General features: G+C 72.9%; 25 protein-coding genes. 13 read left to right on the top strand and 12 right to left on the bottom strand.

What is annotated here, in order from left to right; translation table 11 throughout:
• Window positions 1-62 precede the first annotated feature (62 nt).
• The 5 genes from FHU34_RS18470 to FHU34_RS18450 form a co-directional block, all read right to left on the bottom strand.
• On the bottom strand, window positions 63-725 hold the full coding sequence (locus tag FHU34_RS18470; RefSeq protein WP_145782156.1) for a hypothetical protein: 663 nt from the start codon (window positions 723-725) through the stop codon (window positions 63-65).
• A complete protein-coding gene (locus FHU34_RS18465; RefSeq protein WP_145782151.1) occupies window positions 722-3397 on the bottom strand; it encodes an FtsK/SpoIIIE domain-containing protein in 2676 nt (891 codons plus the stop codon). Before FHU34_RS18465 ends, FHU34_RS18470 begins: the two co-directional genes overlap by 4 nt.
• Window positions 3390-4478, bottom strand: coding sequence for a hypothetical protein (locus FHU34_RS18460; RefSeq protein ID WP_145782147.1), 1089 nt, complete (start codon window positions 4476-4478; stop codon window positions 3390-3392). Before FHU34_RS18460 ends, FHU34_RS18465 begins: the two co-directional genes overlap by 8 nt.
• A 6-nt stretch (window positions 4479-4484) precedes the next feature.
• On the bottom strand, window positions 4485-4745 hold the full coding sequence (locus tag FHU34_RS18455) for a hypothetical protein (RefSeq protein ID WP_088989728.1): 261 nt from the start codon (window positions 4743-4745) through the stop codon (window positions 4485-4487).
• Window positions 4746-4897: 152 nt separating this feature from the next.
• Window positions 4898-5290 (bottom strand): NYN domain-containing protein, encoded by a 393-nt coding sequence (locus FHU34_RS18450; RefSeq protein ID WP_145782143.1) that lies wholly within the window; start codon window positions 5288-5290, stop codon window positions 4898-4900.
• 140 nt (window positions 5291-5430) lie between these two features.
• Between FHU34_RS18450 and FHU34_RS18445 the strand changes: the two genes are divergently transcribed.
• From FHU34_RS18445 to FHU34_RS18435, 3 genes are read left to right on the top strand one after another with little or no spacing between them, the layout of a single operon-like run.
• Window positions 5431-7989, top strand: coding sequence for an ATP-dependent Clp protease ATP-binding subunit (locus tag FHU34_RS18445; RefSeq protein ID WP_145782139.1), 2559 nt, complete (start codon window positions 5431-5433; stop codon window positions 7987-7989).
• Entirely contained in the window at window positions 7986-8192 is a 207-nt protein-coding gene (locus FHU34_RS18440) for a hypothetical protein (RefSeq protein WP_145782138.1), read from the top strand. The genes FHU34_RS18445 and FHU34_RS18440 overlap by 4 nt, the downstream gene beginning before the upstream one ends.
• Entirely contained in the window at window positions 8192-8542 is a 351-nt protein-coding gene (locus FHU34_RS18435; RefSeq protein ID WP_088989725.1) for a DUF3140 domain-containing protein, read from the top strand. Before FHU34_RS18440 ends, FHU34_RS18435 begins: the two co-directional genes overlap by 1 nt.
• 55 nt (window positions 8543-8597) lie before the next feature.
• Here the strand turns inward: FHU34_RS18435 and FHU34_RS18430 are convergent, their stop codons facing one another.
• The 3 genes from FHU34_RS18430 to FHU34_RS18420 all read right to left on the bottom strand — a co-directional run bounded on the left by FHU34_RS18430 (window position 8598) and on the right by FHU34_RS18420 (window position 10565).
• Window positions 8598-8843 (bottom strand): hypothetical protein, encoded by a 246-nt coding sequence (locus FHU34_RS18430; protein WP_145782136.1) that lies wholly within the window; start codon window positions 8841-8843, stop codon window positions 8598-8600.
• Between the two features lie 46 nt (window positions 8844-8889).
• On the bottom strand, window positions 8890-9870 hold the full coding sequence (locus FHU34_RS18425; RefSeq protein WP_145782134.1) for a LysR family transcriptional regulator: 981 nt from the start codon (window positions 9868-9870) through the stop codon (window positions 8890-8892).
• A gap of 86 nt (window positions 9871-9956) precedes the next feature.
• The gene (locus FHU34_RS18420) at window positions 9957-10565 is read right to left on the bottom strand and encodes a hemerythrin domain-containing protein (protein ID WP_145782132.1); all 609 of its coding nucleotides are present in this window, start codon (window positions 10563-10565) and stop codon (window positions 9957-9959) included.
• Between the two features lie 183 nt (window positions 10566-10748).
• Here FHU34_RS18420 and FHU34_RS18415 point away from each other — a divergent pair, with 183 nt between their 5' ends.
• Together FHU34_RS18415 and FHU34_RS18410 are read left to right on the top strand one after the other, a co-directional pair.
• The gene (locus FHU34_RS18415; RefSeq protein ID WP_145782130.1) at window positions 10749-12077 is read left to right on the top strand and encodes a M20/M25/M40 family metallo-hydrolase; all 1329 of its coding nucleotides are present in this window, start codon (window positions 10749-10751) and stop codon (window positions 12075-12077) included.
• Window positions 12078-12134: 57 nt separating this feature from the next.
• Window positions 12135-12797, top strand: coding sequence for a hypothetical protein (locus FHU34_RS18410; RefSeq protein ID WP_145782128.1), 663 nt, complete (start codon window positions 12135-12137; stop codon window positions 12795-12797).
• Window positions 12798-12841: 44 nt separating this feature from the next.
• On the opposite strand, the gene FHU34_RS18405 is transcribed toward FHU34_RS18410, so the two are convergent.
• The 3 genes from FHU34_RS18405 to FHU34_RS18395 all read right to left on the bottom strand — a co-directional run bounded on the left by FHU34_RS18405 (window position 12842) and on the right by FHU34_RS18395 (window position 14486).
• Window positions 12842-13033 carry a DUF5703 family protein gene (locus tag FHU34_RS18405; protein ID WP_088989720.1) on the bottom strand — a complete coding sequence of 64 codons (192 nt, stop codon included), beginning with the start codon at window positions 13031-13033 and terminating at the stop codon, window positions 12842-12844.
• A gap of 227 nt (window positions 13034-13260) precedes the next feature.
• Window positions 13261-14070: an SseB family protein gene (locus FHU34_RS34060; protein WP_145782126.1), complete on the bottom strand. Its 810-nt coding sequence runs from the start codon at window positions 14068-14070 to the stop codon at window positions 13261-13263.
• A complete protein-coding gene (locus FHU34_RS18395) occupies window positions 14067-14486 on the bottom strand; it encodes a YbaB/EbfC family nucleoid-associated protein (protein ID WP_145782124.1) in 420 nt (139 codons plus the stop codon). The genes FHU34_RS34060 and FHU34_RS18395 overlap by 4 nt, the downstream gene beginning before the upstream one ends.
• 93 nt (window positions 14487-14579) lie before the next feature.
• On the opposite strand from FHU34_RS18395, the gene FHU34_RS18390 reads away from it, so the two are divergent.
• Genes FHU34_RS18390 through FHU34_RS18380 form a run of 3 tightly spaced genes read left to right on the top strand, consistent with a single transcriptional unit; the run spans window position 14580 to window position 16900 of the window.
• Window positions 14580-14912, top strand: a complete 333-nt coding sequence (locus FHU34_RS18390) for a hypothetical protein (protein ID WP_145782122.1) — start codon at window positions 14580-14582, stop codon at window positions 14910-14912.
• On the top strand, window positions 14909-15970 hold the full coding sequence (locus tag FHU34_RS18385) for a WXG100 family type VII secretion target (RefSeq protein WP_145782120.1): 1062 nt from the start codon (window positions 14909-14911) through the stop codon (window positions 15968-15970). The genes FHU34_RS18390 and FHU34_RS18385 overlap by 4 nt, the downstream gene beginning before the upstream one ends.
• Window positions 15971-15991: 21 nt before the next feature.
• Window positions 15992-16900, top strand: a complete 909-nt coding sequence (locus FHU34_RS18380) for a hypothetical protein (protein ID WP_145782118.1) — start codon at window positions 15992-15994, stop codon at window positions 16898-16900.
• A gap of 37 nt (window positions 16901-16937) precedes the next feature.
• Here FHU34_RS18380 and FHU34_RS18375 read toward each other — a convergent pair whose 3' ends face one another.
• Window positions 16938-17909 (bottom strand): aldo/keto reductase, encoded by a 972-nt coding sequence (locus tag FHU34_RS18375; RefSeq protein ID WP_145782116.1) that lies wholly within the window; start codon window positions 17907-17909, stop codon window positions 16938-16940.
• Between the two features lie 177 nt (window positions 17910-18086).
• Here FHU34_RS18375 and FHU34_RS18370 point away from each other — a divergent pair, with 177 nt between their 5' ends.
• The 5 genes from FHU34_RS18370 (at window position 18087) to FHU34_RS18350 (ending at window position 22444) form a co-directional block, all read left to right on the top strand.
• On the top strand, window positions 18087-19139 hold the full coding sequence (locus tag FHU34_RS18370) for an LLM class F420-dependent oxidoreductase (RefSeq protein ID WP_145782115.1): 1053 nt from the start codon (window positions 18087-18089) through the stop codon (window positions 19137-19139).
• Window positions 19136-19972: an undecaprenyl-diphosphate phosphatase gene (locus FHU34_RS18365; RefSeq protein WP_145782113.1), complete on the top strand. Its 837-nt coding sequence runs from the start codon at window positions 19136-19138 to the stop codon at window positions 19970-19972. Before FHU34_RS18370 ends, FHU34_RS18365 begins: the two co-directional genes overlap by 4 nt.
• Before the next feature lie 186 nt (window positions 19973-20158).
• Window positions 20159-20872 carry an MSMEG_4193 family putative phosphomutase gene (locus tag FHU34_RS18360; RefSeq protein WP_145782111.1) on the top strand — a complete coding sequence of 238 codons (714 nt, stop codon included), beginning with the start codon at window positions 20159-20161 and terminating at the stop codon, window positions 20870-20872.
• A 172-nt stretch (window positions 20873-21044) separates the two neighbouring features.
• Complete coding sequence (locus FHU34_RS18355; RefSeq protein ID WP_145782109.1) at window positions 21045-21629, top strand: DUF3090 domain-containing protein; 585 nt, start codon at window positions 21045-21047, stop codon at window positions 21627-21629.
• Entirely contained in the window at window positions 21626-22444 is an 819-nt protein-coding gene (locus FHU34_RS18350; protein ID WP_145782107.1) for an SCO1664 family protein, read from the top strand. Before FHU34_RS18355 ends, FHU34_RS18350 begins: the two co-directional genes overlap by 4 nt.
• The last annotated feature ends 66 nt before the right edge of the window (window positions 22445-22510 follow it).

The raw sequence follows: 22510 nt of genomic DNA, 5'->3' as shown, positions 1-22510 counted from the left end.
TCGCGCTCTGCTCGTGGCCGTGCCGGGGGTCAGCTTCTCGACAGCCATAGTGGACCGATCGCTCAGCGGCCGAGCGTGAGCAGCAGCACCGTCGTGATCACCCCGGCGCCGAGGACCACGATGATCGGTCGTGGGCCGAGCATCGCGTGCCGGCGGTCGGCCAGCATCCGTGCCGGCGCGAGACCGATCAACGGGCCGAGCAGGGTCACCACCAGCGCCAGCACCGGCATTCCGACCGCTAGGTCGCCGCCGTACCCGACGCCCAACGCCCGCGCGCCGGCCCCCAGCCCGTACGCCAGTACGGCGCCCGCCACACCGCAGAGCACCAGCAGCGGATTGACCGAGCTTGGCAGCTCGCCCGGCTGACCAGCCCGGTCGAGCAGGTCCCGGACCTTCGCGAGCATCGGCACGGGGTCGGTGGCCGCGACGCCGTTCGCGGGGGCGGGCGGGCCTCCGAGGCGGCGGACGCCGAGGCGCGACCGGGCCTGCTGCCACAGGTGGGCCACCTCGGCGTCGACCCGTTCCTGCTGCTCACGCGCGGCAACCAACTCCATCTCGGCGTCTTGGAGCTGCGCGGCGGCCTCGGCGACGGCCCGATCGGCTGCCTCGCACTGCCGCTCGTACCAGGTGTGCGCCTCGGCGCGCTGCTCGGCCACCCGCGCGGTCAGCTCGGCCAACCGCCGCAGCTGCGCCGTGTACGTCTCACTGGTCACTGGTTGGTTCATCGCGACGGTCCATACGGGATGATCACCTGTCCGGTGCGGTGGACCGCCCGGTCGAAGAAGAGGCCCCGCCAGGGCCGGGGATACCAGTCCGGGCCGCCGGTGCCCGGGTAGAGCGAGGCCCCCAGCTCCCCGCCGTGGGTGTCCAGAGCCACCCAGGCGCCGATCTGGTCGGTACGCGCGGCGGGCCCGCCGAGGTCGGCGCGCATCCGGGCCACTCCCCGCCACCAGGCCAGCACGTGGGTGCGTCGTTCCGGCCCGTCGTGCAGGATCCGGCGTAGCTGCTCCAGCCCCGTGCGTCCGCCCGCACGGGCGGCCAGCGCGCCGGCTGCCGCGTCGACAGCGAACAGCAGCAGGTAGTGCGGGCTCCCCGGACCGGTCAACCCGGCGGCCGTCTCGGCCATCAGCTCGCCGACGGTCTCCTCGTCGTACCAGGCGGCGTCGTCGGCCAGGTCGTCGTAGAGCGCCCGGGCGATCGGGTCGGCGTCCGGGTCGAGGCAGGCGATGGAGAACCGGGCGGTGCCCGGCGGGTGTTGGCGGGCCAGTGACCGAGCCGCGGCGTCCAGCACGGCGCACGCCTCGTCCACCCGGGTGCCGAGAACCGCGAGGTTACGCCCCGGCGCGCGCGGTAGCCGCAGTGCCGCCGAGCGGGACTGCACGTCGATGATCTCGCCGACCAGGGCCACCGGGTTACGAGGCGCTGTGCCGTCCGGGGGCGCGGTCAGCGCCCGGAAGTCCGGGGCGTCCGCCAGCCGGGGGATCGCGTCGCCGTCGAAGAGCCGGGCCGGCGCGGCGTCGGCCGGGCGCATCCGCCACAGCCGGTGCTGCAACCCGCTCCACGTCTCCCAGTCGCTGGCCGACGGGATCCGGGCGACCTCGTTGCCCTCCACCATGCCCGACTCGGCGTTGACCACCGCGTGCCAGCGGGGCAACGACTGTGCCGCGTCGTTGCGCTCGGCGAGGATCCGCAGCGCCTTGGGCAGCGCGATGCGCAGGGTGAACTGGGCGACCAGCGCCGGGCGGCCCCACAACGCCTCGATGCCCCGTACGTCCTGCGAGGCGAGCACCAGGTGGATGCCCTGCGACCGGCCGCGCCGGGCCAGGTCCTCCAGCAGGTCGGCCGCCTCCCGGGCCACGACGTCCCGGCCGGCCAGCAGCATCTGGAACTCGTCGACCACCGCCACGATCCGGGGCCAGTGCCCGGTCGGGTCGACGGCCCGTAGCTCGGCCAGCTTGGTCACCTCGTGCTTCTTGGCCGCGTCGGCACGTCGGCGCAGCTCCTCGGTGAGGAACCGCAGCAGCGCCAACCCGAACTCCCGGTCGGTGTTGACGTTGATGCCGACCAGGCGCATGTGCGGCAACCAGCTCGGGTCACGCCGGCCCTGCGCGAACCGCGCGAAGGACACCCCCTCCTTGAAGTCCAACAGGTAGAACTCCAGCTCGGCGGGGGAGTAGCGGGCGGCGAGCGCGCCGATCCACGCGAAGATCAGGTTGGTCTTGCCGGTGCCGGACGGCCCGCCGATCAGCGCGTGCGGTGGATAGTCGCCCAGGGTGAGGCGTACCGGCCGGCCCTGTGCTCCCTCGCCGATTGGCGCGGTCAGCCCGTCGGCGGAACTCTCCCGCCACATCAGATCCGGCGGGGGCAGCAGGTCCGTGAACGGGGTCGGCGGTGGGCCGGCGTTCACCCGGGCGGCGATCTCCCGGCAGGTCTCGGTGACCAGCGACGCCGGCGGCGGCGGGTCGAGCCGCACCGGCAACCCGGCCGACCCGCCGATCCGCGCGCCGGAAACCTCGGCCACCACCCGGGTCACCGTCGGATCCTCCGGCAACGGCACACCGTGCACCACGAGGTGCACCCCGCAGGCGGCGCCGGCTCGTACCACCCGGTCCAACTGCCCGCGCTCGTGCCGGTTCAGGTCGTCACCACCGAGCAGCACCGCCACCCGCCACGGCTCGGGTCGACGACCGGTCGCCGCGGCCAGTTCGCGAAGGGAGGCGTACTCGCCGGCGAGCACCGTCTCGTTGATCCGGCGGATCTGCTCCACCAGGTCGTCCAGCAGAGGGCCCAACCCGCCGGGGCCGACGAAGGTGAGCAGCCCCGCCGTGCCCAGCGGGGAGAACCCGGCCAGACCGCCGCCGAGCTGCTCCGGGTCGTACCCGATCAGTCGTACCGCCCCCGGGTCGGCGCGGCCGGCGGCCCGCAGCAGCAACGCGGACACCACCGCGTCGCAGCCGGCGCGGTCGTCGCCGGAGAGGTGGACGTGCCCGGCGTCGAGCAGCGGCACCAGCGCGGGCACCGGCTCGACGCCGTCGAGATGGACCGTGCCGACCCGCAGCGCGCCGGGTGGTTCCGCCCGCCGGGTCGGCGTCGGCGTCCACCCCGCCCAGTCGGCCCCCGCGCAGCCCGGGGCCTCCTGACGGGCGGCGTCGGCGGCGCGTCGGGCCAGCTCGGCGATCCGGGTGGCGTAGCGGGCGTCGATCTCGGTGACCCGGCGGTCCCGTTGGGCGCCCACCCGCGCCGGCACGGCCGCCGCCGCCCGCTGGACCCGGGTCAGCCGTTCCCGCCCGGCGGTCAACTCGGCCTGGGCGGCGGACAGGCGGGTACGGGTGGCGCCCAGCGCCTCGGCGAGGGTGTCCCGGACCAGGCTGGCCAACTGACCGCGCCGGTCAGGCATCGGAGCCCCGTCGGACCGGCGCGTCCCGCCAGGGGCTTCCCGAGCGGGGCGGCAGCCCACCGGAGGGCTGCCCACCGGTGGTGCCCGGCCGCGCGGCGACACCGGCGGGGCGGGCACCCACACCACCCGAGCGCCCCGCCGCCGGTCGGCCGGAACCCGCCGGCTGCCGTGCGTCGGCCGGTCGGGCCGTACCCGTCGACCGGCCCGCATCCGCCGATCGGCCCGCGCCCGCAGGCTGCCCGCCACCCGAGGGGAGGTCCCGACCGAGACGGGCGAGCAGCAGCCCGGTCGCCACACCGGCGGTGACCGCGGAGTCGGCGGCGTGCGGTGGCTCCCCGGAGGCACGCGGTGGCGGCATCCGGCAGACCCGGGTGAGCAGGGTCTCCAGCACCGGGGGTGGCAGCCCGGGCAGCAGGTCGCGGACGCGTCCGTCCAGTTCGCCACGCAGCCGCCCGAGGTCGGCGGCGCGGGGCGGGTGCCCGAGCAGCTCACCGGCCAGTTCCCGCAGCAGCGGTGGTGCCAGCGCCGCCATGCCCAGGCCGACGTCGGCCGGGGCTCGGCGCAACTCCTTGCGCAGCCGGTCCCGGTCGCCGGAGCGGACGCCGCCCACCACTCGGCGCAGCAACTCCTGGGAGTCACCCAGCTGCTCGTCGGGTTCGTCGTCGGCGCCGGCCCGACCGCCGGTCAGCTCGGCCACCCGCACCGACCACCAGCGGCGCATCCGGACCTGCTCGGCCGGCTCCGGCGGCACGGCGGTGGGCCCGGCCTCAGGCGGCGTGTCGTGTCGAGGCGCGCGTTGCTCGGGGCGGGGCGCCGGGCCGCCGTCCCCGGCGAGACCGATCGCGGTTAGGTACGCCGACAGCTGCTCCTGGGCCACCCGCAGCGCGTAGCCGGCGCTCTCGGCGTGCTCGGTGGCGGCGCTCAGCTCCGGCACTCCCATCGGGTTGGCGGACTCCTGACGGACCCAGCGGAGTCGCTCCGCGGCCAGGCCGAACTTCTCCAGCGCCTGCCCGAGCAGGGCCAGCGGGAACTCCTCGGTGGCGGCACGGACCTGCCCACCGACGTCCTCGATGATGGACATGACGGCCTACAGGGTGGCGACGTAGAGCTGCGCCTGCTCCACCGCGACAAGTGTCGCGGCGAGACACTCCTCCAGCTCCTGGCTGGCCTGTGTCAGCGACGCCTGGGCCGCTTCCACAGTCTCATGCCCGCTGCCCTCCAGGGCGCCGGCGAGGGTCTGCTGCGCCTCGGTCAGTTTCTCGCCGGCCGCCTGCACGGCTGTCTGCCCGTCCCCGATCTGTTGGAGGGCGACATCGATGGCAGCCTTCAACTCGGCGACGCTCGCCACGGCGGAACCTCCTGGGGGCGGGGAGATCTCCATTAGAGCCTATCGGCGGTTCCGAAAGAACATCCGCCCTGTCGGTGTTCCTGCCCGCCTGTCCGGAAGGCACCCGGAAGTGCCGGGAGTCCGTTCTGTGGGAGTCCCAGTGCGAGAACTTCTCAGTTGTTGGTCGGTGTCTCGCGTAGCCAGCGCGGCCCGTACACCTCGGCGCCGAGCGCTGTCACCCGCCCGCGCAACTCCCGGTCGGCGGTGACCACCAGCCGACGGCGCTGCGGCGCGTCGGCCACCAGCTCGACAACCGTGTCGTCGCCGGACCCGGCGGCGGAGACTACCCGGACGCCCTCGGTGCCCGGCACGTCCCGCGCGGCCCCCTCGACCACCAGCACCACCTCCACCGGGGCGGGCAGACGCGCCGGCAACCCGACTGTCGCCACCGGGGCGAGCGAGTCGCGCAACCGTGCCGCCGCGCCGGCGCGGTCGCGCCACCACCCGTTCGGGCGGGAGCCCACCACGTTGGCGCCGTCCACGATCAACAGCGGTGTCTCGTTCATCCCACCAGCCTGCCATCACCGGCCGGCACTGGCCGGACGCCACACCCGGGACGCCGGTGCGCCACCGCCTGCGGCGTTTGTCGGGGCTCGCGTCGGGTAGCCCCTGCCGACCGTGCCGCGCCCGACTGCGGAGGACAGACATGATGGGACCCGGTGACATCGGCTCCGACCCGTGGGACGAATTCCTGGCCCGGTACTTCGGCCGGGGCGAGGGGGGACGCCGGCCACCGCACCGGGTCGACATCACCCGACTGATGACGGCCGACGCCCGGGAGATGCTGGCCGACGCGGCCCGGCGGGCCGCCCAACGCCAGAGCAGCGACCTGGACACCGACCACCTGCTCTGGGCGGCGCTGCAACGCGAACCCCTCCGTGACCTGGTACGCCGCGCCGGCGCCGACCCGGACACCCTGCTCAACGCCCTCGGTGGCAAGGGTGACGGCGCGCCGCGCGGGGAGGTGCCACCCAACCTGTCGCTGACGCCGGCCGCAAAGCGGGCGCTGCTCGACGCCCACCAACTGTCCCGGGCGATGGGCGCCAACTACATCGGCCCGGAACACATCCTGATGGCGCTGCCCCTCAACCCGGAGTCGCCGGCCGGACGGATGCTGGCCGCCGGCCGGATCCAACCCGAGTCGTTGCAGGCCGCCAACGCCGAGCGCGGGCCGATGACCGGCCCGAAGCCGGACCGTGGCACCCCCACCCTGGACCAGTACGGGCAGGACCTCACCGACCTGGCCCGCAACGACCAGATCGACCCGGTGATCGGACGGGCCGACGAGATCGAGCAGGCCGTGGAGATCCTGTCCCGGCGTACCAAGAACAACCCGGTGCTGATCGGTGAGGCCGGAGTCGGCAAGACCGCCATCGTCGAAGGGCTGGCCGAACGGATCTGCGACGGCGACGTCCCGCAGACCCTGCTCGGCAAGCGGGTCGTCCAACTCGACCTCGCCGGCCTGGTCGCCGGCACCCGCTACCGGGGCGACTTCGAGGAGCGGCTGAAGAAGGTCATCGACGAGATCCGGGCGCACCGCGACGAGCTGATCATCTTCCTGGACGAGATCCACACCCTGGTCGGCGCGGGTGGCGCCGGCAGCGAGGGCGGGATGGACGCGTCCAACATGCTCAAACCCGCCCTCGCGCGCGGCGAACTGCGGGTGATCGGCGCGACGACGCTGGACGAGTACCGCAAGAGCATCGAGAAGGACGCCGCGCTGGCCCGGCGTTTCCAGCCGGTCCTGGTGCCCGAGCCCAGCGTCGACGACACCATCGCCATCCTGCGCGGTCTGCGCGACCGGTACGAGGCCCACCACCAGGTGCGCTTCACCGACGAGGCGCTGGTCGCCGCCGCCGAGCTGTCCGACCGGTACGTCACCGACCGGTTCCTGCCGGACAAGGCCATCGACCTCATCGACCAGGCCGGCGCACGGGTGCGGCTGCGCACCCGGACCCCGGCCTCCGACGTGCGGGAGCTGGAGCAGGAACTCGACGAGGTACGCCGGGACAAAGAGCAGGCCGTCACCGACGAGCAGTACGAGCGGGCCTCCGCGCTGCGCGACCGGATCTCCGAACTGGAACAGGAGATCCGCCGGGCCAACGGCGAGGACGGGATGTCCTCATCGCAGGTGCCCGAGGTGAGTCCGAAGGAGATCGCCGAGGTGGTGTCCCGGGCCACCGGCATCCCGGTCAGCCAACTCACCGAGGAGGAACGGGACCGGCTGCTGCGCCTGGAGGGGCACCTGCACCAGAAGGTGGTCGGCCAGGACGACGCCGTCACCGCTGTCGCCGAGGCCGTCCGCCGCTCCCGGGCCGGGCTGGCCGACCCGGACCGGCCGATGGGCAGCTTCCTGTTCCTCGGCCCGACCGGCGTGGGCAAGACCGAGTTGGCCCGTGCCCTGGCCGAGGCGTTGTTCGGTGAGGCGGACCGGATGGTCCGGGTGGACATGAGCGAGTTCCAGGAGCGGCACACTGTCAGCCGGCTGGTCGGCGCCCCACCCGGGTACGTCGGCTACGAGGAGGCCGGCCAGCTCACCGAGGCGGTCCGCCGCCGCCCGTACGCGGTGGTGCTGCTCGACGAGATCGAGAAGGCCCACCCGGACGTGTTCAACATCCTGCTCCAGGTGCTCGACGACGGGCGTCTGACCGACAGCCAGGGTCGCACCGTGAACTTCAAGAACACCGTACTGATCATGACGAGCAACCTCGGTTCGGAGCTGATCACCGGCGCCCAGCGCGCGGTCGGCTTCGGCGCCGGCGCCGTCGGCAGCGAGCAGGAGAACGACGAGCTGCGCGAGCGGCTGATGCGTCGCCTGCAGGAGAACTTCCGCCCGGAGTTCCTCAACCGCATCGACGAGGTCATCATCTTCCGCCGGCTGGAGGCCGAGCAGTTGCGCGACATCACCGCGCTGCTGCTGGAGGAGACCCGCCGCCGCATGCACGCCCAGGACCTCCAGGTGGAGTTCACCACCGCCGGCATCGACTGGCTCGCCGAACACGGCTACCAGCCGGAGTTCGGTGCCCGCCCGCTGCGCCGGGTGATCCAGCGGGAGGTGGACAACCACCTGTCCCGAATGCTGCTGGAGTCGGCGATCTCCCCGGGGCAGAAGGTCACGGTGGACGTCCGCGACGGCGCGCTCACCTTCGACGTGAGCGCCGGCGAGCGCGGGTACACCCCCGCCACGACCACACACCCACGATGAGCGGGCCGGCACGACGAGACGAGAACGAGGACCCACACGAGCCCGCGAAACCCCGGGACGAGGACGACCATCCCGACCCGATCCTGGCGCCGCCCACCGCGAACCCCCGCCGAACGCGGGTGCCCGCCGAGGGCCTGCATCCGAAGACCGACCAGGAGGACGACCCGGAGACGTCCGGGCACCGCAGGCGAGAGGAGACCTGATGGTACGCGAAGCGCGGCTCGACCCCGAGGTGGAAGTGCTCTGGGAGGACTTCCACGCCGAGGTGAACGTCCCCTCGGAGCAGCTACGGACCTGGTTGTTGACCCGGGGCTCCGGGGAGGAGTCGTTCAGCCCGAACCCGAACCTCGACCTGCCGCAGCCGGGCCGGGAGATCCTCAAGGTGTTGAACAAGCGCAAGGTCGACCTCACCCCGGAGGACATCGAGGTCATGCGGGAGGCGGTCGAGCGGATCCGCGAGCTGATGGACGCCAAGCCGTCGCGCGGCAACGCCGACGACGACTGGCGGCACTCGCTGCTCGACCTGGGACACGACCCGCTCGTCGAACGCTGACCGCGCCAGTCGACGGTGCCGCCCCGCTCCGGGACGGCACCGTCGACGCGCGCCGCTACTGGCCCTTGTCGGGCTCCAGGCTGGCGATGGTCAGTCCGGCGGCGTCGGCCGCCGCGTCCCGGTCACCGCGGGTCTGGTCCTCCCGGGTGAGCAGGTTCGCGTACTCGGTGACGTCGGCCGGGTCGGGCACCGTCGGCAGGCGGCGCAGGAACGCCTCCACGTCGCGGGTGGCGGCGGTGTGCGCAGCGGCCGCCTGGCGCAGCAGTTCGCGGTCGTCGGCGGGCGGGTAGAGGTCCGTCATGTCCGCCAGATACCCGGCCAACGGCGGTTCGCACCCCACCTCGCGCTCAGACCGGTCGGATCCCGCTGGGCTGCCGCACCCCGAACCCGGGGTTGCTCAGCAGCCAGGCCAGGTACGCGGGATGCGGCGCCAACGAGTCGACGTACGCCGCCTTGGCCGTCTCCACCACCAGGTCGGCGCCCTGGGCGGCGGGGGAGTCCGGGTGCCAGCCGAGCAGGAGCCGCCAGCGCAGCGGTGTCCCGGCGAGCCGACGGGTCACCAACCCGGCCACCGGGCGGAACGTCGCCTGGCACAACGCCACCGCCACACCCGCGTCCACCAGGTCGATGCAGCCGCGGATGTCGGTCTCGTACACCTTGCGGGGGGTGAAACCGGCACGGGCGCACGCGGCGGCGAAGCAGTCGCCGAAGCAGCCGTCACCCGGCGCGGCCACCCACTGCTCGTGGCGCAGGTCCGCCAGGCGCACCTCGTCGTGGGCGGCGAGGGGGTGCGTCTCCGGCAGCAGCACCAGCACCGGGTCGATGGCCACCTCCTGCCAGCTCAACCCGAAACCGGCGGACGGGCTGGCGTCACCGCACACACCGGTGAGCGCGAAGTCCAGCCGGCCGCCGGCCACCAACTGCGCCAACTCGTCCACCGACCAGGACGCGAACGTGGTGATCTGGGCCGGAGGCTGCTCGGCGGCCAACCGGTGGACCAACCGACCCAGGATCGGGCTGTTCACCCCACCGAACCGGTAGCAGGTGGGGGCGCCGCCGGCCCCGGCCAACCGGGCCGCCTCGTCCTGCAACCCCTTCATCGCCGGCAGCAGGACCCGGGCGCGGGCCAGCACCAGCTCGCCCAGTGCGGTGGGTCGGGCACCGCGCCGGTCCCGGTCGAACAGCGGGCCGCCCAGGGTCCGCTCGATGCGTTGGAGCTGGGCGGTGAGGGCTGGCTGGGCCAGGCCGAGCGCCGACGCCGCCTTCGTCACACTCCCCGTCTCCGCGATCGCGCAGACCACCCGCAGGTGACGCAGCTCCAGGTTCATAGGGTGACGGTAGGACTACGCGTCAGCCTGCGGAATAGCCCGAGCGGATCGGTGATAATGAATGCATTGCCGGACGGGGTCCGCGCTCAGTCGCGAGGTGGCTCCGGCAGGTCCGCCAGGTAGGTCGGTCGCCGGGTCACCGCGTCGAGGACCTTGTCCACCACACCGACCGCCGGCTCCACGATCCGGTTCCACGGAGGGGTGGCCGGGGTGCTCGGGTGGGGGCGGGTCGGCGCGGCCTCCTCGGCGATCTCCAACCGGTTGCCCAGGCGGATCAGCTCCTCCTCGGTCGCGACCGCCCGCAGCTCGGTGACGAGCGCGCCGACACCCTCCACGTGCTGGCGAACCCGCCCGGCGACGTCGGTCAGCGCCTCGTCCGTCAGGCCCTTCAGGGCGTTGAGCAGGCCGGCGTCGGCGGTGATCTCGGCGTCCACCCGCTCACCGGCGGTCGGCAGCGCCGCGCGTACCGCCGGCAGCAGGTACTGCTCCTCGGCGGACAGGTGCCGCGACAACGCGGCGGTGAGCACCGCCAGCGCCTCCTGCGGTGTGGCCTCCGGGCCGGTCAACTGCTCCACCAGCGACAGCAGTTGCTGATGCTCCCGGTCGACGATGTCGGCGATGCTGCGACCGGCGGGCCGGTAGCCCTCCTCGGGTGCGGGCGTGGGCGGCAGCGGCGGCAGGGGAACGGCGGACATGATGCCCTCCTCGACTGGCGGGCGGAAGCTCCGGCAGGGGACGTTCGGTCGTGGGCGGCGGTACCCGAACGCGGTCACGGCGAAACCGACACGTCGATGTGTCGACCCGCGCGCGTCGGCGCGCCGGCCCGGCCACGCCGGTGCGCCGGTCCGTCGGACACCTCGGGCTGGTATGAAGAGGCGATGACGAGCGACGCCGCCTCCCCCCGAATCGACCCCACCGCAGAGGTCGTCGACCTCTGCCGCGACCTGCTGCGCATCGACACCACCAACACCGGGGACAACGACACCAGCGTCGGTGAGCGCCGCGCGGCCGAGTACGTGGCGGAGAAGCTCGCCGAGGTGGGCGTGGAGTCCGTCCTGCACGAGTCCGCGCCGGGTCGGGCGAACGTGGTGGCCCGCATCCCGGGCACCGACCCGAGCCGGGGCGCGCTGCTGGTGCACGGCCACCTGGACGTGGTGCCCGCCGACGCCGACGAGTGGTCGGTGCACCCGCTCTCCGGCGAGCTGCGCGACGGCTACCTGTGGGGTCGCGGCGCCATCGACATGAAGGACTTCGACGCGATGGTCCTGGCCGTCGTGCGGCACTGGCAGCGCACTGGCGTACGACCGCCGCGCGACATCGTTCTCGCGTACACCGCCGACGAGGAGGCGGGCAGCGACTACGGCGCCCGTTTCCTGGTGGACAACCACCGGGGCCTCTTCGACGGCTGCACCGAGGCGATCGGCGAGGTCGGCGGCTTCTCCTACTCGGTCAACGACAGCCAGCGCCTCTACCTGATCGAGACCGCCGAGAAGGGCATCGACTGGCTGCGACTGCACGCCAAGGGCCGCCCCGGGCACGGCTCGATGGTGCACGACGACAACGCGGTCACCGCGCTCGCCGAGGCGGTCGCCCGGATCGGCCGGCACCGCTTCCCGGTGGTGGTGACCGACACCGTACGGGCGTTCCTGACCGAGGTCTCCGACCTGCTCGGCATCGAGTTGGACCCGGAGGACCCGGAGACGGCCATCGCCAAGCTCGGCCCGATCGCCAACCTGATCGGCGCGACCATCCGCAACACCGCCAACCCGACCCGGTTGAGCGCCGGCTACAAGGACAACGTCATCCCCGGCCGCGCCACCGCCACCATCGACTGCCGCAGCCTGCCCGGCCAGTCCGAGCTGCTGGAGCGACAGCTGCGCGAACTGGTCGGCCCGGACATCGCGATCGAGTACATCCAGCGGCAGCCGGCGCTGGAGACCACCTTCGACGGTGACCTGGTCGAGGCCATGTCGGCCGCCCTGCGCGCCGAGGACCCGGGGGCGCGGCCGGTTCCGTACATGCTCTCCGGCGGCACCGACGCCAAGGCGTTCTCCCAGCTCGGCATCCGCTGCTTCGGGTTCGCCCCGCTCAAGCTGCCCGCCGACCTGAACTTCTCGGCGCTGTTCCACGGCATCGACGAGCGCGTTCCGGTCGACGGACTACAGTTCGGCGTGCGGGTGCTCGACCGGTTCCTGCGCACCTGCTAGCCGTGTCCGGCACTTGCCGTCGGCGCGCGACCTCCCCATCCGAAGGGACTGCCCCACATGACCGACCAGCACGGTGAGCTGGACGCCGCTCTCGAGCGCGTGATCGAAGCGGCCCGCCACCACCTGGCCGCTGTACGCGCCGCCCAGGGCCGCGTCGACGACGACGACGTCTGGCAGGCGTACGTGGCGTTGAACAACGCCTCCTTCGCATACGACGAGCGGCTGCTCGACGCCTTCGGCGAGGTGACGCCGTGGGATGTCGACTCGATCGACCCGGACGAGGCCGACGAGCGTTTCGGCGGCGCCGACGGTGCCGAGGCCAGCGACCCGCACCCGAGGGTGATCTCGGTGCGCCAGCGCCGTGACTACCGGGTGCCGAGCGTGGCCGCGCTGCTGCGCGTGGCCGAGGCGGCCCGGCGCGAGGGCACCCCGGAGGACGACGAGCCGGCACCGGTGGAGGGCGTCGGCGAGGCGGTGCTGGAGCTGCTGCAGAGCGGTGACGGCTCGCTCGGCGCGCTGGACGTCCCGGAGCTGGAACCGCTCGACGGGGTGGTCATGGTCAGCGAGGTGGGCACCCCCGTCGACCTGGAGTCGTTCGATGACGACGACGCGGTCGGCCCGTTCCAACCGGCGGCCGACGACCGGCTTGTCGGCCGGCTCGACGAGCACCCGTTCCTGGAGCTCGACGACGATCACGACCACGCCGGGCACCAGCACTAGGTGACGCCCGGGGCCCCGGCGGGCCCCGGGCCGTCACGGCCCGTTCAGTACGACAGGCCCGGCTGCGGCTGGTTGACCAGTCGACGACGCAGCACCACCTGCCGCGTGCCGTCGCGGTACAGCCGCACCCGGGCCAACTCCCATCCGGAGAACTCCGCCTGGATCGCCAACTGCGCCGCGGCGGTCAACCGGTCGACGTTCGGCGGCAACCGCAGCGGCGCGTATTCGTAGTCCATGCCATCCATGCTGCCCAGCCCAGCGGCCATTTGCCACCCCCTCGGGGGTGACCGACGCCGCTGATGTGCCCTCCCGTCGCGCCAAACCCCCCGCCCGCGGTGAACGGGCCCCACATCGCCGTGCCGATCATGGAGGTGTGGTGTCCGGATTTGCCTAGTTGAGGCATGTTCGTCACCCACTACAACTCCATGATCGGCGGTGGAGTTCGTCGCCGCCGTCCCGGAACTCAGCCTGCGGGAGCGTTCGCCGTCAGCAGGGTCGTCAGCGCCGGCGCGGTCAGGGCGACCGCCTGGGTGCTGCCCGGGTCGACCGCCAGCCCCCAGGAAGGGTCCGGCCAGTCCTCGAACAGGTCGGCGCAGGGCAGCGCGATGAACGGCACCCCGTCCCCGGTGAACGCGGCGAGCGCCCTCGGCGAGGTGAAGACCGGCAGCAGCGGCGCGCCGGTCGCGTCGCCGACCACTGTCCACGGGAACTCGGCATCCGGCGCCGGTTCCCCGGCCAGCGGCACGCACACCGTCGTGCCGGCCAGCACTCCGAGATAGCCGGGCAGGTCACGCCGGTCGACGGCCGCGCCGAGTACCGCCACCACCGCCGGCTCCGCCGCTCCGGTCGTAGTCGGCCCGGTCGCAGCCGCCTCGGTCGCAGTCGCCTCGGTCGCACCCGGCTGGGCGGCGGCCGGTCGCGGCGGCGGGCCCGGGCGCGCGGCTGCCGGCACCGCCCGACACGAGAGGGCATCCGGGCGGTCGGTCAACAGCGCGGCGGCGGTACGGGTCACGAGCACACTCACCCGCTCCACCTGCTCCGGGGTGCGCGGCACCTCGTACCACCAACCCTCGTCGCCGGTCGGACGGTGCCACCCGAGTGCGGCCAGGCGTGCCTCGTCGTGGCCGGGGCAGACCACCCGCACCACCTCGCGGCGCACCAGCAGGAGGATGCCGCGCGGACCGGCGGAGAGCTCCAGGTCGGTGTCCCGGTCGCAGCGGGCGATCGTGTCCCGCAGCCGCGTGACGATCTCCGGCCAGGTCGGCGACGTCACGCCGGTGGGCCGGGCAGGCGGGCGTCCAGCCGGCCGAGCCGGGCCACGGTCTCCTCCAGACGGCCCAGGGCCGAGAAGTCGCCCGGCGTGCCGAACAGGTCGCCCAGGCTCGCGCCGAGCGCGCCGTCCAACCCCTCGGTGTGCTCGTCGACGTGGTCGCTGGCGGCCGCACGGGCCCGCCGGTACGCGTCGAGCACCAGCTCCGCCACGCCCTCGGTGCCGGCGCGCAGCGCGGCGGGCGCGAGAGTGAGGCCGGTCAGGGCCCCGGTGGCGTCGACGGTCGCCGAGACCAGGCCACTCTCGTCGGTCGCCGTGCCCGACAGCTCGGCCAGGTCGTCGCCCAGCCCGGCGAACCGGCGCTCGATGTCGGCGATCCGCCCGGCCAGCGCGTCGAACGCGGACGTCGGGTCCGTCATGAGATCCCTCCCCAGTGGATCGTGCGACCGGGTGGTGCCCGGCGGCCGGGAGATCGTATCGTCGGTGCGCTCGACTCATGGGGGAGGAACGGCATGCCACCGGACATCGATGTCGACGTGCAGGCGGTCCGTCGACTGGAGACAGCCGCGAAACAGGTCGCCAGTTCGCTCGACGCGCTGGAGGCTCAGATCGTCTCGGCCGGTGACGTGCCGGCGGACGCCTTCGGCCACCTGCCGTTCGCCAGTGACCTGCTCCGCGCGAAGTACGCCGAGCAGGTCGCCGGCGGCCGCGAGTTGTTCGGCGCCGCGCACGCCGCGTTCGGTCGGGTCGGCGCGGCGCTGGGCGACACGGTCGAGGCGTACGAGCAGAACGAGCGGGACCTCGACGCCGGGTTCAAGGCCATCCAGTCGGGGCTGCCCGGATGAGCGGGCCGGCCGGCAGCGCCGTCCAGCTGTGGAACGGCCTCGACAACGCGCTCTCCGGAGTGGAGGACGCTGTCAACAGCGTCTGCCGGACGCTGGCCTGGCCGCTCATCCAGATCGTCGAGCTGGTCGACGGTGAGCCCGCCGTCCTGCGCGCCAAGGCCGCCGAGTGGGACGCGCTGGCCACGCAGGTACGCGACCTGGCGCAGGGCCACCGCGGGGTCCGCGAGTCCGCGCAGGCGGGGTGGCTCTCACCCTCCGGCGTGGCGTACGGGAAGCGGCTGGCCGAGGTCGAACAGCAGATGCTCGACGTCGCCGAGCAGTTCGCCGCGACAGCGGAGTACCTGCGCAGCGTCGCCGACGGTCTGCAGACCGTCCACGACGTACTCGTGGACCTCTGCGTCGAGTTCGTGAACTGGATGCTGGTGACGCTGGTGACGGCGCTCCTGATGGCGCCGGTGACCATGGGGGCGTCCTGGGTCGCCGGCGTGGGCGTGACAGTGACCAGGGCCCTGATCGTGGTCACCCGAGCGCTGAAGGTCTTGCGCCCGTTGGCGGCGCACCTGCAGAAGGTCATCCGCCTGCTCCAGCGGGTCATGCTGTCCCTGCGGAAGCTCCAGGCGCACCTCGACAAGCTGGTCACCATGCAGGACAAGCTGCTCACCGGCAGGAAGTACGTCGAGAAGCGCCACGCCGCGGGCAAGGCCGACAAGTGGTTCCACAAGATCTTCGACCCCACCAAGGGCACCTACAAGTTGGGCAAGTCCGGTACGCCGTTCGACATGGGTGTCCTCGACCGGGCCTCCGCGTTGCGGACGCACGGCGTCGCCGACGGCGCTCGGGTGATCGCGCGGGACTGGGCGACCAACCTTCCGTGGAACGTGCCGAACTCGGTCGTCCATGGTGTCACCTGGGGGACCGTCGCGTTCACCAGCGGGCTGTCCATCCCCGGCGGCGAGCAGGTCGGTGACCAGATCGACCAGGCGGTGCAGGGTGGCGCCGACTGGATCGACCAGAATGTCTTCGGGCAGCCGCCCGCGGGTCAACCCGCGGGCCGTTAGCCCCGGTCGAGGAGGTACGGCGTGACGGCAGAGCAGCGGGGTCGGCTGGGTCGGTTCACCGACGCGGTGCTCGGCGGTGCGCGGGCGGCCCGGGACAAGGCCCGTGAGCTGCGCGAGGAGTTCCGCACCAGCGACGAACCCGAACGTGCCCTGGTGGCCCCGCTCCTGCCCGGGGAGGAGCTGCGCTACGTCGGCCTCGCCCCGGTCCGCTGCCCGGACACGCACAAGGCTGGCCGGCAACTCGCCGACGTGATGGCCGACAAGTTCGTCGACTCCCTCGACCCGAAGGTGCTGTTCGGCCTGCTCAACATCGTCAACCCGGTGGTCTGGGTCGATGCGGTGCTCACCCCGGTGCGGATGGCGGCGGGTGTGCTGCTGCTGCCGGGCAAGGCGGGTGCCGTCGCCGCCGGCCTGCCGGAGGCGGTCGCGCCGGAGCCGGACCTGCCGCACCAGCCGGTCCAGCGGGAGCCGATCCCGCTCACCGAGGAGCAGGAGGCGTTCCGGGCGTTGTTCCGGCTCAGCCTGTACCGGCCCCTGGCCGACCAGCTCGCCGAGATCGCCTACCGACGTCGGTACGTCTTCAGCGGCGACCTCGCCACCCTCGCCGGCAGCCTCCTGCTCTTCCTGGATCGCTACACGGGCACCCCGTTCGCGGTGACCGACACCCACCTGCACCTGCTCAGAATGGGCTCCCGCCCGGACGCCGACCGGCCGGACCGGCGCCGACCACGGGTGCTCTGGAGTGTGCCGCTCAGCCGGGTGGCCCGGTTCGACTCCGAGCGCAGTGCGACCGGTCTCGTGCAGCTCTCGTCCACCATCGCCTTCGACGACGGCTCGTGGCTTCGGCTCACCCAGCCCGCTCTCCGCGACGACCAGTCGCGCTTCTTCACCGCGCTCGGCGACCTTCCCGGTCGGCGTCCGACGCCCTGACGCGGCCGGCGGGTCCAGCCTCGAGCCGGCTGGTCGGTCAGCCGTCGCGCTCGGGGTAGCCCACCGGCACCGCCGACACGTCGTCCAGCGCGGTGGTGATCTCCTCGGGCAGTGTGATGCGTTCCACTTGGAGAGCGCCGAGCAGTTGCCCCACCGTCCGCGCGCCGAGGATCGGCGCGGTCACCCCCGGCCGGTCCCGGATCCACGCCAACGCCACCTCCAGCGGCGACACACCCAGCCCACCGGCCGCGGTCGCCACCGCCTCCACGATGCTGGAGCAGCGCGGCTCCAGGTACGTGGCGACGAACCGCTCGAAGTGTGGCGACGCGGCCCGGGAGTCGGCCGGACGACCGTGCCGGTACTTGCCGGTCAGCACTCCCCGGCCCAGCGGGGACCACGGCAGCACGCCGAGGCCGAGCGCGTCGCACGCGGGCAGCACCTCCCGCTCCACGCCCCGTTCCAGCAGCGAATACTCCACCTGGGCGGCGACCACCGGCGCCCGGCCCGGCCAGGCGGTCTGCCAGGCGGCGGCCCGCGCGGTCTGCCAACCGGAGAAGTTCGACACACCGACGTAGCGGACCTTGCCGCTGGCCACCGCGTGGTCCAGGGCGGCCAGGGTCTCTTCGAGGGGGGTGTCCGGGTCGTACCCGTGCACCTGGAACAGGTCGACGTGGTCGGTGCCGAGCCGGCGTAGCGACGCGTCCAACGTCCGCAGCAGGTGCCCCCGGGAGCCGTCCCGGCGTCGGCCGCTGCCCGGCCGCAACCCGGCCTTGGTGGCGATCAGCAGCTCCTCGCGGCGCACGAGGGAGCCCAGCAGCGAGCCGATCACCGACTCGGCGTCGCCGTCGCCGTACACGTCGGCGGTGTCGATCAGGTTGCCGCCCGCGTCCAGGTAACTCTTCAGCTGGGCGGCCGCATCGTCGGCGTCGGTGTCCCGGCCCCAGGTCATGGTGCCGAGCGCGAGCCGGGAAACCGCCAGCCCGCTTCGGCCGAGCGGTCGCTGTTGCATGGGTGAACCTTATTTCGAACCTGCCGCCACGGATATCCTCGCTCCCGTATCTCTGCCGGTTCCGCCGCCCGGTGCTGTCCCGATGGAGGGGGGACCAAAGGGGTCGAGCCGGTGATCGACTCCGTTATCGGCATTGCGTAACCTGGTGCGACCTGTGCCACGGATGGGGGAGGACCAGTGCGACTCGGGCTCAGTCTTGGATATCAGACGGCGTGGAGCACACCGGCCGACCACCTGGCGCTGGCGCAGGAGGCGGACCGGCTGGGCTATTCGGTGGTGTGGGCGGCGGAGGCCTACGGCTCCGACTCGCCCAGCATGCTGGCCTGGATGGCCGGCCAGACCGAACGGATCGACGTCGGTGCCGCGGTGATGCAGATCCCGGCCCGTACGCCGGCGGCCACCGCGATGACCGCTGCCACCATCGACGCGCTCTCCGGTGGCCGGTTCCGCCTCGGCCTGGGCGTCTCCGGCCCGCAGGTCTCCGAGGGCTGGCACGGTGTGCGTTTCGCCAAGCCCCTCGCCCGGACCCGCGAGTTCGTCGACATCGTGAAGCTGGCCGTGGCCCGCAAGGAGGTGGCGTACGACGGCGAGCACTACACGCTGCCGCTGCCGGACGGCCCCGGTAAGGCCCTGCGGCTGGGCTTCCACCCACCCCGCGAGCACATACCGATCTACCTGGCCGCGGTCGGTCCGAAGAACCTGGAGCTGGCCGGCGAGATCGCCGACGGCTGGCTGGCCGTCTTCTACGCCCCGGAGTTCGCCGAGGAGCAGCTCGCGTCGGTGCGCGCCGGGCGGGCCAAGGTCGGCAAGGAGCTGGCCGGCTTCGACGTGGTGCCGTCGGTGCCCGTGGTGATCGGTGACGACGTGGCGTCCTGCGCGGAACTGGTGCGCTGGTACGCGGCGCTGTACGTGGGTGGCATGGGCAGCCGCCAGCAGAACTTCTACAACCAGCTCGCCACCCGGATGGGGTACGGCGACGCCGCCCGCGAGGTGCAGGACCTGTACCTGGCCAAGCGGCAGCGCGACGCCGCCGCCGCCGTACCGATGGAGTTCATCGACCGGACGTCGCTGCTCGGCCCGAAGGAGCGCGTCGCCGAGCGGATGCGGGAGTACGCCGCAGCCGGCGTCACCACGCTGTCGGTGACCCTGTTCGTGGCCGACCGGGAGAGCGGTGTGCAGACCCTGCGTACCGTCGCCGAGGCACTTGACCTTTCCGGAGTTGGCGAGTGACCTGGGTCGAGGCCATCGTCCTGGGCATCGTCCAGGGACTGACCGAGTTCCTTCCGGTCAGCTCGTCGGGGCATCTGCGGATCACCTCGGCGATCTTCTTCGACCGCGACGCCGGCGCGTCGTTCACAGCGGTCACCCAGCTCGGCACCGAAGCGGCAGTGCTGATCTACTTCGCCAAGGACATCTGGCGGATCACCCGGACCTGGCTGGTGGGCATCCGGGACAAGTCAGTGCGGTCCAGCCTCGACTACCGGATGGGCTGGTACGTGATCGTCGGCTCGATCCCGATCGGGCTGTTCGGTTTCCTGTTCAAGGACCAGATCAAGACGGCCGGGCGCAACCTGTGGGTGGTGGCGACCACGCTGATCGTGTTCGCGTTCGTGCTGGCGTTCGCCGAGTACTGGGGTCGGCAGACCCGCACCCTGGAGAACTTCCGGATGAAGGACGGCATCGTGATGGGCTTCGCCCAGGCGATGGCGCTGGTCCCCGGGGTGTCCCGCTCCGGCGGCACGCTCACCGCCGGCCTGCTGCTCAACCTGACCCGGGAGGCGGCGGCACGGTACTCGTTCCTGCTGGCCATCCCGGCGGTGGTGATGTCCGGCGTGTTCAGCCTCGGGGACGTCTTCGAACCGTCCGCCCCGGGCACGTCCACGCCGTCGGTCGCCCAGATGATCGTGGCCACGGTCATCGCCTTCGCCATCGGGTACGCGGCCATCGCCTGGCTGCTGCGCTACGTCGCCCACCACACCCTGTACGTCTTCGTGCTGTACCGGGTCGCGCTGGGCACCCTGGTCCTGGCCCTGCTGCTGACCGGCACGATCAGCGCCACCTGACCCACCCGTCGACGGCCCCGGCCCGCCTTCGGGCGGACCGGGGCCGTCGGTGTACCGCCCGACACCACATCGCCGATGTGGGGGTATCCGGGCAGCGGGACACCCCCAGATCGGCGAACCGGTGTCGATCAACCCGGACGGCCGGCCGTGGCCCGTGGAGGTTGACGCGGCGGGGGAGGCCCTAGGGTGGTCGGTGTGGCGACCCTTCTGCTTCTGCGACACGGCCGGACCACGGCGAACGCCGATGGCGGCCTGGCCGGCCGGCAACCGGTCGAGCTGGACGACACCGGGCGCGCCCAGGCCGTCGCGGTGGGCGAGCGGTTGCGGGCGGTGCCCCTGGCCGCCGTCGTGACGAGCCCGCTGATCCGTTGCCGGCAGACCCTGGAGCTGGCGCTGCCGCAGGCCACGCCGGTCATCGAGGACGGGCTGATCGAGTGTGACTACGGCAGCTGGGAGGGGCAGCCGCTGAAGAAGCTCGCCAAGGAGCCGCTCTGGCCGGTGGTGCAGCAGCGCCCCAGCGCTGCGGTCTTCCCCGACGGCGAGGCGATGGCGGCGATGTCCGCCCGGGCGGTGGCGGCGGTTCGCTCGTGGGACGCCCGGGTGAGCGCCGAGCACGGTCCCGAGGCGGTGTGGCTGGCGTGCAGCCACGGTGATGTGATCAAGGCCATCGTGGCGGACGCGCTCGGCGTACACCTGGATGCATTTCAGCGGATCGTGGCCGACCCGGCGTCGGTGACGGCGATCCGGTTCACGCCACTGCGACCGTTCCTGGTCCGGCTCAACGACACCGGCGGTGACCTCTCGGGCCTGGTGCCGCCGCCCCGCAAGCGGCGTCGGCGGGCGTCGCGGGCGGCTGATTCGGACGCCGCGGTCGGCGGCGGGGCCGGTGCCGCCTCGTGACGACGCCGATCGGCGGCCGCCAGGCCGCACCATCCCAGACCGGTCGTCGGTCGAGGCGCGCGCAGGCCGCCACGCCCGGGTGCAGCCACTGGTACGCCGGGCGCGCCGCCGCTGTGGCGATTCAGGTCGGTGGGGTGCGCGGTGCCCTGGCGGGCCGGATAGGGTCGTGGGTATGACCCACCAGGTGCACGCGTTCGAACCGCCGGAGCGGTTCGTCGCCGGGACTGTCGGCCCGCCGGGGGAGCGCGCCTTCTTCCTACAGGCCCGCGGCGGCGGCCGGCTGGTCAGCGTCGCGCTGGAGAAGGTCCAGGTGTCACTGCTCGCCGAGAAGCTGGAGGAGCTGCTCACCGAGGCGCAGCGTCGCTTCGGGGTGGACCTGCCCGAGCTGGCGCCGGTGATCGGTGACAACGAGCCGCTGGACACTCCGGTCGACGAGGAGTTCCGGGTCGGCACCCTCGGCCTGGCCTTCGACGTGGACACCGCGACAGTGGTGATCGAGGCGATCGCCGCCGGCGAGGTGGAGCCCGAGGTCGAGCTGGGCGACGAGGACGACGAGGACGAGGACGACGACGAGGACGAAGAGCCGGACGATGACCTGGATCGGCTCCGGGTCCGGCTCACCCCGCAGGCGACCCGCCAGTTCATCGAGCGGGCCCGGCGAGTGGTCAACGCGGGCCGGCCGCCGTGTCCGCTCTGCGGCCAACCGTTGGACCCCGCCGGGCACCTCTGCCCGCGGCACAACGGTTATCACCGGTGACCTCGTCCGGCCTCCAGCCTCGCCAGGACGGTGACGCCGCGCTTCGGCTGCTGCGCGACGGCGTGCTCGACCTGGAAGGTCGGCTGGTCGACGCGTCGAACACGACGCTGCGCGGCATCCTGACCCTGGACGGGGTCACCGCCCGCTGCGTCTACAAACCGGTGCGTGGCGAACGACCGCTCTGGGACTTCCCCGACGGCACCCTGGCCGGCCGGGAGGTCTCCGCGTACCTGGTCTCCGAGGCGACCGGTTGGGGTCTGGTGCCGCCCACAGTGCTGCGCGACGGCCCGTTCGGGCCCGGCTCCTGCCAGCTGTGGATCGACGAGCCGGACGACGCCGAGGCGCTGGTCGGCTTCCTGCCCGCCGACGAGCTGCCGCCCCGCTGGTTCCCGATCGCCGCGGCCCGGGACGACGACGGCAGCGCGTACGTGTTGGCCCACGCCGAGGACCCACGACTGGCCCGACTCGCCGTGCTGGACGCGGTGATCAACAACGCCGACCGCAAGGGCGGTCACGTTCTCGTCGGCACTGACGACCGGATCTACGGCGTGGACCACGGGGTGAGCTTCCACGTGGAGGACAAGCTGCGGACGGTCCTCTGGGGTTGGGCCGGTAGGCAGCTTCCCCCGGACGCCGTGGAGATGCTCGACGGGCTCGCCGGGCAGGTCACCGGGGCGCTCGGCGCGGAGTTGGCCGACCACCTGACGATCAGCGAGGTGGCCGAGCTGGCCTCCCGGATCGACCGGTTGCGGGAGGCCGGCCGTTTCCCGCAGCCGCCGGAGGACTGGCCGGCGATGCCCTGGCCACCCATGTGAGCCGCTGTCATCTTGATCACCCGTGGGGTGCTCCGGCGTCGTCGCCCGGCTGGTTAGGCTGATCTC

It is taken from the genome of Micromonospora taraxaci, assembly GCF_007830095.1.
GTDB lineage: Bacteria > Actinomycetota > Actinomycetes > Mycobacteriales > Micromonosporaceae > Micromonospora > Micromonospora taraxaci.
The sequence above is the reverse complement of the archived record's forward strand: the minus strand, read 5'-3'. Positions and strand labels throughout refer to the sequence as shown.